11 protein-coding genes are annotated in these 13942 nt (G+C 72.5%); 6 read left to right on the top strand and 5 right to left on the bottom strand.

What is annotated here, in order from left to right:
- Positions 1 to 9 precede the first annotated feature (9 nt).
- Positions 10 to 1002, top strand: a complete 993-nt coding sequence (locus tag GGQ54_RS05955; protein WP_343045864.1) for an o-succinylbenzoate synthase — start codon at positions 10 to 12, stop codon at positions 1000 to 1002.
- On the top strand, positions 999 to 2648 hold the full coding sequence (gene menD, locus GGQ54_RS05950; protein ID WP_179444559.1) for a 2-succinyl-5-enolpyruvyl-6-hydroxy-3-cyclohexene-1-carboxylic-acid synthase: 1650 nt from the start codon (positions 999 to 1001) through the stop codon (positions 2646 to 2648). The genes GGQ54_RS05955 and menD overlap by 4 nt, the downstream gene beginning before the upstream one ends.
- Here menD and GGQ54_RS05945 read toward each other — a convergent pair.
- From GGQ54_RS05945 to GGQ54_RS05935, 3 genes are read right to left on the bottom strand one after another with little or no spacing between them, the layout of a single operon-like run.
- Positions 2606 to 2848: a hypothetical protein gene (locus tag GGQ54_RS05945; protein ID WP_179444558.1), complete on the bottom strand. Its 243-nt coding sequence runs from the start codon at positions 2846 to 2848 to the stop codon at positions 2606 to 2608. The two genes, menD and GGQ54_RS05945, sit on opposite strands and share 43 nt — an antisense overlap.
- A gap of 25 nt (positions 2849 to 2873) precedes the next feature.
- Positions 2874 to 4580 carry a TM0106 family RecB-like putative nuclease gene (locus GGQ54_RS05940; RefSeq protein WP_179444557.1) on the bottom strand — a complete coding sequence of 569 codons (1707 nt, stop codon included), beginning with the start codon at positions 4578 to 4580 and terminating at the stop codon, positions 2874 to 2876.
- Positions 4577 to 5278, bottom strand: a complete 702-nt coding sequence (locus GGQ54_RS05935) for a demethylmenaquinone methyltransferase (protein WP_179444556.1) — start codon at positions 5276 to 5278, stop codon at positions 4577 to 4579. The genes GGQ54_RS05940 and GGQ54_RS05935 overlap by 4 nt, the downstream gene beginning before the upstream one ends.
- Before the next feature lie 99 nt (positions 5279 to 5377).
- Between GGQ54_RS05935 and GGQ54_RS05930 the strand changes: the two genes are divergently transcribed.
- The 3 genes from GGQ54_RS05930 (at position 5378) to GGQ54_RS05920 (ending at position 8886) form a co-directional block, all read left to right on the top strand.
- On the top strand, positions 5378 to 6028 hold the full coding sequence (locus GGQ54_RS05930) for an ABC transporter ATP-binding protein (RefSeq protein WP_179444555.1): 651 nt from the start codon (positions 5378 to 5380) through the stop codon (positions 6026 to 6028).
- Positions 6029 to 6030: 2 nt separating this feature from the next.
- Complete coding sequence (locus tag GGQ54_RS05925; protein WP_179444554.1) at positions 6031 to 7599, top strand: DUF6297 family protein; 1569 nt, start codon at positions 6031 to 6033, stop codon at positions 7597 to 7599.
- Positions 7600 to 7851: 252 nt separating this feature from the next.
- The gene (locus GGQ54_RS05920) at positions 7852 to 8886 is read left to right on the top strand and encodes an AraC family transcriptional regulator (protein ID WP_179444553.1); all 1035 of its coding nucleotides are present in this window, start codon (positions 7852 to 7854) and stop codon (positions 8884 to 8886) included.
- Here the strand turns inward: GGQ54_RS05920 and GGQ54_RS05915 are convergent.
- Together GGQ54_RS05915 and GGQ54_RS05910 are read right to left on the bottom strand one after the other, a co-directional pair.
- Positions 8877 to 11228 carry an alpha-L-fucosidase gene (locus GGQ54_RS05915; protein ID WP_218843723.1) on the bottom strand — a complete coding sequence of 784 codons (2352 nt, stop codon included), beginning with the start codon at positions 11226 to 11228 and terminating at the stop codon, positions 8877 to 8879. The two genes, GGQ54_RS05920 and GGQ54_RS05915, sit on opposite strands and share 10 nt — an antisense overlap.
- Before the next feature lie 7 nt (positions 11229 to 11235).
- Positions 11236 to 13290, bottom strand: a complete 2055-nt coding sequence (locus tag GGQ54_RS05910) for a right-handed parallel beta-helix repeat-containing protein (RefSeq protein ID WP_179444552.1) — start codon at positions 13288 to 13290, stop codon at positions 11236 to 11238.
- A gap of 199 nt (positions 13291 to 13489) precedes the next feature.
- Between GGQ54_RS05910 and GGQ54_RS05905 the strand changes: the two genes are divergently transcribed.
- Positions 13490 to 13801: a hypothetical protein gene (locus tag GGQ54_RS05905; protein ID WP_179444551.1), complete on the top strand. Its 312-nt coding sequence runs from the start codon at positions 13490 to 13492 to the stop codon at positions 13799 to 13801.
- The last annotated feature ends 141 nt before the right edge of the window (positions 13802 to 13942 follow it).

Below are 13942 nucleotides of genomic sequence, written 5' to 3'. Positions count from 1 at the left end.
GTTGGCTCGGTGCCCGCACGCCCCGCCGCGAGCGCCGCCATCGCCTGGCGGCTGCCGATGCGTACCCGCTTCCGCGGGCTCACCGAGCGCACCGGCATGCTCGTGCCCGGGCCGGCGGGCTGGGCGGAGTGGAGCCCGTTCGCCGACTACACGGGCGCGGAGCTGGTGCCGTGGCTGCGCGCCGCGGACGAGGCGCGCACGCTCGGCTTTCCCGAGCCGGTCCGCCGCCGCGTACCCGTCAATGCGACCGTGCCCGCCGTCGATCCCGAGCGCGCGCACGCGATCGCCGCGCGGTCCGGCTGCGGCACCGCGAAGGTCAAGGTGGCCGAGCCCGGCCAGCGCCTCGCCGACGACCTCGCCCGGGTGGAGGCGGTACGCGACGCGCTCGGCCCCGGCGGCCGCGTGCGCGTCGACGCCAACGGCGCCTGGTCGGTGGACGAGGCGATCACCGCGCTCGGAGCTCTCGCCCGCCTCGGCCTGGAGTACGCCGAGCAGCCGTGCGCCAGCACCGAGGACCTGGCCGAGTTGCGCCGGACGCTGGCCCGCCGCGGGATCGACGTGCCCATCGCGGCCGATGAGTCCATCCGGCGCAGCGGCGATCCCGAGCGGGTGGTGGCGCTGGGGGCCGCCGACATCGCCGTGCTGAAGGTCCAGCCGCTCGGCGGGGTCCGCGCCTGCCTGGCGCTGGCCGATCGGCTCGGGCTGCCGGTGGTGGTCTCCAGCGCGCTGGAGACCTCGATCGGCCTGGACGCCGGGCTGGCACTGGCCGCGGCGCTGCCCGAACTGCCGTATGCCTGCGGGCTGAACACCGGGCCCCTGCTCGACGGCGATCTGGTCGCCGAGCCGCTGCGCGCCGTCGATGGCGAGATCGCCGTGCCGGCCGCGCCGCCGGCCCCCGATCCCGAACTGCTCGCCGCCGCGGCCGACGGCGCCCCGGCCGCCCACTGGGCCGACCGGTTGGCCGCGACGCGCGCCCTGGCCGAATACGAGTACGCCCGATGACCGCGATGGACCTCGCCCGCGTCGTGATCGCGGAACTGGTCGCGGGCGGCGTGGCCGATGTCGTGGTGGCCCCGGGCTCGCGCAATGCCCCGCTCGGCTTCGCCGCCTGGCAGGCCGCCGAGCGCGGGGAGCTCGCCCTGCACGTGCGGATCGATGAGCGGGACGCCGGCTTCACCGCGCTCGGTCTGGCCATCGGCGGCGGCCGCCCGGTGGCGGTGATCACCACCTCTGGTACCGCCGTCGCCAATCTGCATCCCGCCGTGCTGGAGGCCGCCCACGGCCGTCGCCCGCTGATCGTGATCAGCGCCGATCGGCCCGGCTACCTGATCGGCTCCGGCGCCAACCAGACCACCGACCAGCGCGGCATATTCGCCCCGGCGGTACGCGACGACGCCCAGCTCGCCGACGCCGATGATCAACCGGGGCACTGGCGGTTCGCGGTACGCCGACTGCTGGCCGCGGCGACCGGGCTGCGCGACCGCCGGCCCGGGCCGGTGCACCTCAATGTCGCCCTCCGCCCGCCGCTGGTGCCCGGCCCGGCCGACCGCGAGCTCGCCCCCGCGCGGCCCTTCCGCGCCGAGCCCGCGCCCGCGCCGGATCCCGTGCGGCTGCCCGCCGCACCGCGCACGGTCGTGCTGGCCGGCGACGCCGATCCCGCGGTCGGCGCAGCGGCCCGTGCGCTGGCCGAGGCGGCGGGGCTGCCGTTGCTCGCGGAGCCGTCGTCCAATGCGCGCGCCGGCGGGTCCGCGATCGGCGCCTATCGGCTGCTGCTGGACCGCTTCGCCGACCGGATCGAGCGGGTGATCGGCTTCGGCCATCCGACGCTGTCCCGTCCGGTGTCTCGGCTGCTCGCCCGCGAGGACGTCGAGCTGATCATGGTCAGCCCGACGGCGGACTGGATCGATCCGGGGCTGGCGGCCGACCGGGTCGTCGACGCGGTGATCGTCGACGGTCGTGGCGACCCCGGCTGGCTGGTCGACTGGCGCACCGCCGATGCCGAGCTGGGCGCGGCGCTCGTCGACGCCCTGGACCGCGCCGGCGCGATCACCGGCCCGGCGCTCGGCGCCGCGGTCTGGTCGGCGTTGTCCGGGGTGACGGCACGCGGCGACGTGCTGGTGCTCGGCTCATCCAATCCGGTGCGCGATGTCGATCTTGCTCCGATCGGCGAACAGGCGCCGGTGACGTTTGCCAACCGGGGGCTGGCCGGCATCGACGGCACCGTCGCCACTGCCGCCGGGATCGCCCTCGGCGCCGGCCGGCCCGTCCAGCTCCTGGTCGGCGACCTGACCTTCCTGCACGACGTGAACGGACTCCTGCTCGGCCCGGACGAACCGCGCCCGGACCTGCGGATCATCGTCGCCAATGACGACGGCGGTTCGATCTTCGCGACCCTGGAGCAGGGCGCGCCCGAACACGCGGGCGCCTTCGAGCGGATCTTCGGCACCCCGCACGGGACGGACCTGGCCGCGCTCGCCGCGGCGTACCGCGTGCCCTACCAGCGAATCGACGATCTTTCGGTGCTGGGCAAGCAGCTCGCTCGCGCGCCGCGGGGCATCGAGATGATCGAGGTCCCCCTCGATCGGACCGGCCGGCGCGAGCTGGATCAGCGGCTGCGATCCCTCGGGCGCGGCGAGTCGCCCGGCTGAGCCGGGCCGTCCGGGTGCCGCGGCCTGATCATGGTCGCCAGCAACAGCAGGCACCCGGCGACGGCGATCGCGATCCCGCCGAACAAGAAGACCTGGCCGGCCGGCCCGGTCAGCCACTTTCCGAGGATCGTCGCCAGCGCCGCGCCCAGCGCGATCAGCCCGAGCGCGCCGAACAGCCGCAGCGGATAAGTGTCCCTCACGCCGACCACGGTAGCGCCCCGATGATCATTGCTGCTCGCGCAGCCAGCGGCGCAACTGCCAGGTCGCGGTCACATCGTCCTCGTTGTAGGCCAGCACCCGGGCCCGGGCCGCGGCTCGTTCGACCGGATCGACGGCATGCACCGCCTCGTCGAACCAGGTCAGCGAATTCAGCCCGCCCGGATCCTCGTCGCGCCAGGTGAACCCGGCACCGCGCGTCGCGACCGTCTTCAACCCGAGTCCGTGGGCGCCGAAGTAGTGATCGGCCACCACCCGGTACAGATCGCAGAACCCCTCGCGCGCGAACTCCAGCGCCCAGGCCAGCTCCGGATCGCCGGCGGCGGCGAGCCGGCGGAGCTGGACCACCTCGTAGTCGGAATAGTGATAGACCCGGACGGTACGCCCGGACGCCACCAGTTGCCGCAGCCAGCGGATCGCCCGCACCGCCAGCGCTCGCTCGCCGCGCGCGTCCAGCTCCCACCAGGCGGAGAACTCGACGAACTCCGGCGGGCTGCCCGCGGCGACGTCGTGCACCCGGAAACCCCACAGGTACACGCGTTCGGAGCGCGACGTCTCGATGTCGAGGTCGATCTCGACGTCGGCCGCGGGCACCTCGATCGGGCCGCTGGTCAGCCGCTCGAGGGCGACGTCGCGGGCGAGCAGGTCGGCCCGCCGGGCGGCCAGTTCGAGCCGCCGTTCGGCACCCGGACGGTGCCGCACCAGCGGCAGGTAGTCGATCTTGAGCCGGTCCAGATCTGCCCCGACCAGGTCATGCACGGTCTCGACGCCGAGGCCGCGCAGCGCCGAGATCTCGCGGATGTCCAGCGGGCTCTTGTCGATCCGTAGCGAAAGATCATCATCGTCGAGCTGCCCGCGGCAGTTCTCCCACCAGACGCAGTGATCGCATTCGCGGATCCGGATCGGCCGAACCAGTGGTGCCGGGTCCTGCGGGCCGCCGGTACGCCGCAGCGCGACCTTGGCCACCTTGACCCGGAACCGGAACTCGTGGTCATAGCGCTCCAGCGGCGAGCGCAGCCGCCAACCCGTCGGGCTGGACGCCGAATAGGTGCGCAGGAAGGCCTGGCCCAGGTCGATCCAGGTGACGCGGCGATCGGTGCCGATCAGCGCCGCCCGGGGCGGCCCGCCGGCCGCCCAGCCGGCGGCCTGCAGCATCCGCCAGTGGTGGGCGGCCTGCAGCAGCAGGCCCTCGTTGCGGGTTCGCCATGATCGTTCCGGATCGCCGCGGCTGGCCGAGAACTCCGGTCGGGTGAGCGCGGCGATCCTGATCACCGCGCCCTCGGCGGCCTCGCTGGGCCGGGACTGACGGCGGCGCTCGGTGAGTTTGCCGAACCGGGTCAGCACCGGGAAGTAGCCCGCCGTGCCGTCGGCCCGGTTCGGGCCGCGCAGCAGCGCCGCCGGCCGGCCCGTGCGGCGGCCGAGGCCATCGACCGGCGGGCTGCCGGCGATGATCAACGAAAGCCCCAGCGCGATCGCGTCGGCCGTGCGGGCGGTGCGCTCGGTGGGCGAGTCGATCCCGCGCAGGTCGATGGTCGCCGGCACCGCGTCGGCCAACGCATCGAGCATCTGGCGCGCATGCTCGGCGCCGCCGGCGAACACCTCGGGCAGCGACTCGTCGCTGGCCGGCTGCGGCGGCACGGTGGCGTCGAAACGATTGTGGGTCTTCACCGCGCAGGAGCGCGCGGCGTAGGAGTCGAGCAGGAACCCAGCGCTCATCTCGCCGTGGCGCGGTGCAGGGCGACGATGCCGCCCGAGAGGTTGTTCCAGGCGACCTCGCCCCACCCCGCCCCCGCGATCAGGTCGGCGAGCCCGCGCTGGTCCGGCCAGGCCCGGATCGACTCGGCCAGGTAGACGTAGGCGTCGGGATTGGAGGAGGTGGCCCGGGCGATGGCTGGCAGGGCGGCGAGCAGATAGCCGGTGTAGGCCTCTCGGAACGGCCCCCAGGTCGGCGTCGAGAACTCACAGACCACCAGCCGCCCGCCCGGGCGGGTCACGCGCCGCAGCTCGCGCAGCGCCGCCGAGGTGTCCTCGACATTGCGCAGCCCGAACGACATCGTGACGGCATCGAAGGCGTCGTCGGCGAAGGGCAGGGCCAGCGCGTCGGCGGCCACGAACGGCAGATCGGGCTGGCGGCCCTTCCCGGCCCGCAACATGCCGAGCGACAGGTCTGCCGGTACGCCCACCGCCCCGGCGTCGGCGAGCGGGCGCGTCGAGGTGCCCGTGCCCGCGGCCAGATCGAGGATCCGCATGCCCGGCCGCGGGTCGACGGCGCGCACGGTCGCCGCCCGCCAGGTGGGCGCCAGCCCGAGCGACAACACATCGTTGGTCAGGTCATAGCGGTCGGCGACGCGGTCGAACATGGCCGCGACCTCGCCGCGGCGCTTGGTCAGGGAGGCGCGATAACCGGTCTGCATCACCGCCCCATCTTCGCAGAACGACCCGACAGCCAGCGATGGACGACGGCGCCGCCGCCCGAGTCGGTGAATCGGCCCGGACGCGGCACAATCGCCCTCATGGCCAAACGCGACTCGCGCCCCGTGCTCGAGGTGAAGAAGCTCACCCGCAGGTACGGACCCGTCACCATCGTGGACAACTTCAATCTCGCCGTGCGACCCGGCGAGGCCGTCGCACTGACGGGCCGCAACGGCGCGGGCAAGTCGACGGTGCTGCGCTGCCTGGTCGGCGCCGACAGCGCCGACGAGGGCAGCGTCGAACTGGACGGGACGCGGGTCAGCGAGACCGACCCACGGATCCGGCGTGATCTTGCCGTGGTGATCGACGACCTGGACTTCTTTCCCGACCTCAGCGTCGTCGAGCACCTCGACCTGTTGGCCCGCGCCCACGGCGTCGACGATGCCGACGAGTTGGTCGACGCCGTGCTGCACGAGGTGCAGCTCGTCGGCCAGTCGGGTCAGTTGCCCGGCACGCTCTCCTCGGGCCAGCGCCGGCGTCTGGCCCTGGCCACGGCCTTCGTCCGGCCGGCCCGGCTGCTGGTCCTGGACGAGCCGGAGCAGCGCCTCGACGTCGAGGGCGTGGCCTGGCTGGCCGAACGCCTGAAGGCCGACCGGGAGGCCGGAGTGGCGATCGTGATGGCCACCCACGACCCGGTGCTCAGCGAGCACGTCGCCACCCGCACCGTCGAGCTCGGCGGGCCGCGCGGATGAGCATGAAGATCACCACCTCGCCGCCCGGGCGCGGCCTGGAACGCGAGCTGCGCGACCAGATCCGCGAATGGCGCCAGGGACGCGCCACCAAGAAGCTGTCCGAGGCGCTGTCCGATGCCTACGTATTGATCTTCGCGGTCGTGGTGATCGGCGCCATGTTGATCAACGTGCTGCTGACCGCCCAGGTGACGGCGAGCCAATGCGCCGAGGGCTCCTGCCTGGCCGCGCGCACCCTGTTGCCGGTGGCCACCTGGGCGGGCGTGGTGGCGATCGCGATCGCGGTCGCGCGGCTCTTCGGGCCGGTGGTCGCCTCGACCGCCGAAGGTTTCTGGTTGATGGACGCGCCGGTCGATCGCGGCCGGCTGCTCACCGGCCGGTTGGCGGGAGTGCTCGCGGCGGCGACCGGCATCGGGGCAGCGGCGGGCGCGCTGATCACCCTGCTCACCGGCACCCAACCCGCGGGCGTGATCGCCTGGGCCCTGGCGAGCGGGCTCGCCGCCGCCGCGCTGACCGCCTTCGCCGCGGCCGAGCAGGGGGCCGAGCGGACCATCTTCGTCCGGCTCGCCGAGGTGGCGTTCGGGCTGTCCGCACTCGCGGCGATCCTTTTGGTGGTGGCGATCGCCGCCGACTGGGTACGCCTGGCGATCGCACCCGCCGTGGAGGTGCAACTCGCGTTCGTGATCGCGGCCGCCTCCTTGCTGGTGTTGATCATCTCCGCGGTGCTGGCGCGGGCCCGGCTGACGGCGATCCGCCGGGTCCGGTTGACCAGCGGCGGTGCCTTGGTGAAGGGCCTGTCGGGCTCGTTGTTCGCGCTCGACTTCGGCCTCGCCCATGACATCCTGACCGAGCAGCGGGCGAAGGAACGCGGCCACGTCCGGCCGACCCGCGGCCGCGGCCAAGGCCCGTCCGCCCTGGTCTGGCGCGATCTGCAGCGGCTGCTGCGCCGGCCGCAGGTGCTGATCGGTCCCGTGGTGGCCGTCGTCGTGCCCTATGCGGCCGCCGCGCTCGGCCTGGGCACCGTCGCCTCGCCCCTCACCGCGATCGCCCTGTTCTGGGCGCTGGTGCCGATGCTCGGCGGCCTGCGGGTCCTCTCCCGCAGTCCCGGGATCGCCCGGGCGCTGCCCTTCGCCGGCTCCCGGATCCGGGTCGCGCAGGTGCTCGTGCCCGCGGTGGTCGCGATCGTGTACGCCGTGGCCACCGTTCCCGCCTATGTCGGCCTCGGCGCGGGCGGGCGCCCGTTGCTGGAGGCGGTCGAGGTGGCCGTGATCACCGCCGCGGCGGGCCTGTTGGCGGCCGTCCGCTGGATCACCGCGAAGCCCGCCAACTATCAGGCCCCTGCGGTGGCGAGCCCGATCGGCTCGCTGCCGACCGGCATGATCGGCAACCTGGTCCGAGGCTTCGAGGTGGCGTTCCTGATCACCATTCCGCTGGTCTTCGGGCTGCCGATGGTGATCTCGCTACTGATCGCGGTGATCACCGCGATCGTCCTGTTCGGGGGCGGGGTGAACATGGAGGAGTTGCAGCGCCAGCAGGCCGAACAGCGGCGCCGGATGGATGCCGAGCGGCGCTGAGTCAGGCGTCCCGCACCGGTGCAGCGGCCGCGGGGCCCCGACGCCTCGGGGGACAACGTGGGGCTCATCGGGCCGGGCAACACCGATGCGGGACGTGTTCCAGTCTGCACCGAGGCGGCCGGTCACGTTTGACCTTTCGCGACATTGCTTTGACCGTCGGCGACAACCTCGGCCCGCGGGCCGGCCGCGGCGTATCGGTGTGCGGCGATCAGAACTATCGTCGTCATTCATGCGGGGGCGACGATGGCCACCATGATCCGCGCGGCAGCGCTGCGCGGGCTGCCTGCGCTGGTCGATGAGTTGGGCGCCGACGGCGCTGCTCTCGCGCGCCGCCACGGCGTACCGCCGGAGTTGCTCGAGGTCGCCGGACCGCCGACCCACGGCTCGGAACTGATCCGGGCCGACGATGCGGCGGCACTGATCGAGGCCGGGGCCGAGGCCACCGGTCGCTCCGATTTCGGTCTGACGCTCGCCGAGCGGCACGGACCGGAGATGCTCGGGCCGCTGGCGCTGGTGCTGGAGAACTCCTCGACCCTGGACGAGGCGCTCGAGCTGGCCTCGCGCTACCTGTTCATCCATTCACCGGCGATCCGGGTCTTCCTGGTCGCCGACCACGACGAGGGATCCGCCGTCGCGGGTCTGCGCTACGAGAGCGAGCGGGCGGGCCCACAGGGCTGCGAGTTCGGCGTCGGGGTGTTCCACCGGATCGTGCTCGCGCTGGCCGGCGGCCCCTACGGCCTGGTCTCGGTGCACCTGCCGCACCCGCCGCAGTCGTCCCGGCAGCGCTACCGGGACTTCTTCGGCGCCGAGGTGTCGTTCAATCGGCCGGCGTCGGTGCTGTGGGTGCCGAACGGGCTCGGCGCATCGGCGCCGACCGGCGGCGACTCCCGGCTGCGCCATCTGGCGCTGGCCCACCTGGAGGCCACCTTCGGGCCCGCCGAGCCGCGCGTCGGTGACCAGGTTCGGCTGGTCATCGAGGGGGCGCTGGGCAGCTCACTGATCCGGCTGGAGGCCGTCGCCGCCACCTTGGGGATGCATCCGCGTACCCTGCAGCGCCGGCTCGCCCGGGAGGGGCTGCGGTTCGCCGACCTGGTCGACGAGGTACGCCGGGACAATGCGCTCGACCTGATCCGGCGTACCGACCTGCAGTTTCGCCAGATCGCCGACCTGGTCGGGCTGAGCGAACCGGCCGCGCTGACCCGGTTGGTGCGGCGCTGGACGGGGCGCAACCCGAGCGCGGTACGCCGGAGCACGACCGCGCCCGGCGTAGGGTCGGCTCATCCGTAGACGCTCACCTGCGCCAGGTACGCCGGTGCCCGCGAGCCCGTCACGCTGACCCGGACCTTGTCGGCGTTGACCGGGGTGTCGAGCCGGATGATCCGGCTCATCCCGATCGAACCGCGCTCGGCCACCGTGCGCCACTGGCCGTCGACGCGCGCCTCGACGGTGAACGACTCGACCTGCTGGCCGTGCTCGGACACCTCCTCGGCCAACCGGAAGCGCGAGACCCGGCGCGCGCCGCCGAGATCGATCTCCACCGATCCGGCGCCGACCTGCCCGGAACTCCAGGCGGTCAGGGGATCCCCGTCGGTGATCGCGGTCCGCTCGCCGACGGCCCGGCCGGCCCGCGCGCGCTCGGCGGTGTCGCGGGTGATCACGGGACGCCCGGCGGCCAGATCGGTGCCATAGACCCGGTCCAGCTCGGTGCGGAAGGCCCGCAGCGCGGCAACCGATGCCTCGGAGAACCGGCCGGTGGTGGTCGGCGGGACATTCATCAGGAAGACCGAATTGCGCCCGACCGACTTCTCGTAGATGTCCATCAGCTCGGTCGTGGACTTCGGCCGGTCGTTCGGGTGGGCGAACCAGCCCTGGGTCAGCTTGAAGTCGGCTTCGGCCGGCCACCAGCGGATCTCGTCGGCCTGGTCCGCCCGTACGGTCTCGATCAGGTTCTCCCGGCTGCCGGTGGCCGGGTTGTCGTAGGTGTCGGCATAGTCGACGCGGCTCGACGCTTTGACCCGGACCGGAACCGGGCCCCACTCGTTCTCGCGCGCGATGCCGGCCTCGTTGCCCACCCAACGCACGTCGTTGCCGCCGACGGCGATCACCGCATCGGGTTGCAGCTCGCCGATCAGGTCGTAGAACGCCTCGTAGTCGTAGGTCTCCGTCGCGCCCGTGTTGCCCTGCGCGCCGTCGAACCACACCTCGCTGACCTCGCCGTACTGGGTCAGCACCTCATACAGCGTGTTCAGGAAGTAGGCGCCGTAATCGGTTGCCTGGTAGGTGAACGTCGGGCCGCCGGTGCGGTCGTCGCCGGGCACTGGGGTCGGGATCACCCGCTCCGAGCGCGGCGAACCGTTGCCGAAGACGCCCTTCAGCTCCTGGTTGGAGTCGGCGGGGGAGAGGTAGAAGCCGATCTTGAGGTCGTACTTGCGTGCCGAGTCGACGAACTCGCGGACCAGGTCGCCCCGGCCGTCGCGCCACGGGCTCGCGGCCACGGAGTGATCGGAATAGCGCGAGGGGTAGAGCAGGAAGCCGTCGTGGTGCTTCACGGTGAGGATGACCCGCTGGAAGCCGGCGTCGGCGAGCTCTCGGGCCCACTGGTCGGTGTCGAGGTCGGTCGGGTCGAACCGGGCCGGGTCCTCGGTGCCGTGGCCCCACTCCTGGTCGTAGAACGTGTTGATCCCGAAGTGGATGAAGGCGCTCAGCTCGTCGCGCTGCCACGCGTACTGCTGCGGCGTCGGCCTGATCAGCGAGGCCTTCCGAACGATGTTCTCGGTGCAGTCGGCAGGGCTCACCGAGATCGCGACCGACGGCTCGGCGTTCAGCGGCGTGCACTCGGGTTCGGGTTCGGGCTCGGTGGGCCCGGACGGCTGGAACTCGAAGTTGTCGTAGCCGGCCGATGCCGGCGCCGGCGCCAGCCGGATCCGGCGCAGGTCGCCCGGGAAGCCGCGATTGCCGGCCGAGGGGTGGACATCGTTGCCGAAGCCGAAGGCCGACGGGTCGGCCACGGCGAAGGGCGCCCCCTGGGCGGTCGGCAGCTCGGTCCCGTCCAGCCAGACCCGGAGCGCGGCGCCACCGCCGCCCGTCGGCCGGTAGTCCAGCGCCAGGTTGTGCTCGGTGCCCGCGGTGGGCAGCGGCACGCTGCGCGAGGCCCGGGTCCAGCTCGCGCCATCGCGATAGTCGAAGCCGTAGCTGAGGCTGCCGCCCTGGGCGCGAACCTGCAGGCCGCCGCCGGCGGAGAACAGCGTGGCCAGCTCCCCGGCGCCGCCCGCGGGCGTGAAGCGCATCTCGGCGAGGAAACCGGTGGTCGCGGTGTCCGCGCCGAGTGACAGTTCCGAGGGCTCGACGCGGATGCCCTGGCTGCCGCCGGCCAGTCGCACGCCGACGCCGGCGAGTTGTTCCTCGCCGCCGTCCATCCGGCGCAGGGTGCCGCGCAGCACCTCATCACCGGCGGTGGTGTAGGCCTGCGTGCCGACCAGCGAGCCGCCGAAGCCGACATTGGCGGCATCGCTCCCGGCCGCGCGGGCGGCGCCGGGGGCGAGCGTCGCGACCAGGGTGGTGGCGGCGGTGACGGCCAGCAGGCGTGCGAATCGGGGACGCCCCCGACGGAGGGGTTCGTTGTCGCTCACGGTTTCCTCACTCGGGGTCGGGGGTGATCACCGCACCGGTGTAGTCGGGCGCATCGGCGCTGTCGCACCCGGGACGGGCGCGGTCGCAGCCGGCGGTCCAGGCGTCGTCGCCTTCGTAGGCGCCGAGATCGGCCGGCCCGCTGTCCGGGCGGGTGATGCCGGGAATGGCGACACCGGCGCCGCGCGCGGGTGAGTTCGGCGCGAGCCGGAAGTCATCGCCGTCCGCGTCGACCCACGTCTGGCTCGGCGCACCGGTCAGGTTGTGGTCGAAGGTGCCGTTGGGCTGGGCGGCGTCGATCTTCGACGTCAGCACGTTGTTGCGCGCGACGGTCCCGGTCAGATCGGTGATCCGGTAGGTGAACCACATGTCGCCGGCGTCGACGACCGTGTTGTTGAAGATCCGGTAGTTCTTGCCGCCGTTCAGCATCAGGGCCGGGCTGGGGCCGGAGTCCACCACGTTGTGATCGATCAGCGGATTGAAGCTGTAGTTGTCGATGTAGATGCCGACGCCGGCCGTCGCGGGGTCGTGGATCCGGTTGTAGCTCACCCGGGTGTCGGTCATGTCGACCGTGCAGCAGACGTAGAGGCCGCCCAGGTCGGACTGGGTGACGGCGTAGGCGGAGATGTCGTTGTAGGCGATCTCGCTGTCGGTGAGCGACTGCAGTTCGGGCACGTTGCTGTTCACGTTGATGCCGTCGCGACCGGCGCCGTACATGGTGTTGCGGGTGATCGTGAGATTCGACGACCCACCCTGCACGGTGACCGGCGCGGTGTAGTAGCCGCCGTAGGCGATGTCGGTGATCAGATTGTTGGTCACGGTGTGCCCGCTGCCCGACACTGCCACCCCGGAACCCGTCGACAGTGCGATGCGCGAGTCGGCCAGCGTGTTGTCGCGGCCGCGCAGGATGATCCCGGTGTCCATCTTGTGCGCCGCGTCGTAGGCGCCGTGGTAGGGCAGTGAGTCGTCGTACTGCGCGGTCATGAAATGCGAGACATAGCGCGCATCGAGGCCTGTGATCTTGATTCGGGCCGAGTCGTCGTCGGTGCGTACCGTGGCCGCGTTGATCGACAATCCGGCCAGTTCGATGTCGGTACGCCCGGCGAGGTCGACCGCATAGTTGCGCTGCTTGGCCTCGATCCGGGCCGGGGCGGTGCCGTCGGTGATCATCGACAGGCGTTTTGCCGCCGCGTCGTAGAACCACTCGTGCTCGGCGTCGAGGAAGGCGCGCTTGCCGATCAACCGGAAGTTGACATTGCTGTAGTCGCCGCCGGCCTGGGGGTAGAGGGGTGGGTCCGCCGGCGGCAGCGCATAGGAGATCGCCTGACCGTCGTTGGCGGTGACCTCGCCGGACAGGGCCGTCCAGCCGCCGAAGAAGGTGATCGAGGCGCCCGTCAGATCACCGAGGCCGCTCGGCAACGAGCGGGCGGTGAAGGTGCCCTCGGCGCCGCCGGTGGTCACCGCGGAGACCTTGGCGAAGGTCGGTTCCATGGGGTCCAGGCCGGTGTTGGGGAACTGGGCCTCGGGCAGTGCGGTGCCGTCGGCGAAGATCTGGTTGGCCGCCAGGGTGGTGTTGTCGGGATCGACGGTGGCGTCGTAGCCGGGCGCGAGGTCGGCGGGCGCCGACCACAGCCGCGGGTTCTCGGCATCGCGTTCCCAACCCGTGACGGGATCGGCGCCGCTGATCACCACCTTCTTCGCCCGGGGAGCCTTCCGGAAGGTGATCGGGGAGCCGGGCGATCCCGAGCGCGCGGGCCGCACCGTCTCGCGGTAGGTGCCGTCGCCGATCTCGCAGGCATCGCCCGGGCGGGCCTGTGCCGCGCAATCGGCGATGGTGGCGAACGGTCGGCCCCGGCTGCCGTTGCCCGGCAGGCCGGTGCGGTTCTGCTGCTCGGTTCCCCGGACCTGGTCGACCGTCCAGGTCCGACCTCTGGGGGCGCTCTCGGCGCTGCCCGGGAAGCCGACGAGAGCGATCGGGATGGCCGTCGCGAGGATGGCGCCGGCCAGGCGAAGGCCGATTCGGCGGCGCGGGCGAGCGACGTCGTGGCGTGGGGGGATCGGCATGGGGCTACTCCTCATCGAGCGCTTTCCCAGCATCCAAGCAGCATTGGTTGGATGATTGCAAGGGTGGTCGGAGGCCGGATGAGATTTGATCATGAACGGCTTCGTCCGCCGGATGCCGCCGCCGCCGGGGTTGCGCTTCCCGTCGGCCCGGTTACGCTTCGGGGCGAACGTGTCGAACCGCGAGAGAAGTCGAAGCACCATGGAACCTGAACCGTTGACGGCCGCCCGCTCGGCCGGCTGGGGCAGTGACGTCGAGGCGGCCGGGGACCCCGCGCGGGCCAGGACACCCCGAGCCGCGACCGCGCCCGAGGGCTACCCGGCGGTGTCGGGTCGCGTCGCCTATCTCGATCTTCCCGACGGCGCGGTCGGCGTGGCCGCGCTGGTCAAGGTGCGCGACGGCGACGGCGCCCGGTGGGAGTTGCAGGCCACGGCGGTGGAGGATCACGAGTTGCTGGGCGCGCTGCGCGTGCAGGCCGCGATCCTGGAAGATCGGCTGCGCCGGGACGGCTGACCGCCGCGCGCGTGCCCCGGTCAATTTCATCAACACGAGCGTTGCGAAAATCGGCGGCATTTTCCCTAGTCAAGGCCGGGTACGCCGGCGTCGTGCCGGATGCGCGGCGGCGTACGGAGGGCCTAGACTGCTGACGAGTTA

The organism is Naumannella cuiyingiana (assembly GCF_013408305.1).
Classification (GTDB): Bacteria; Actinomycetota; Actinomycetes; order Propionibacteriales; family Propionibacteriaceae; genus Naumannella; species Naumannella cuiyingiana.
This window is presented reverse-complemented; position numbering and strand designations above follow the sequence as displayed.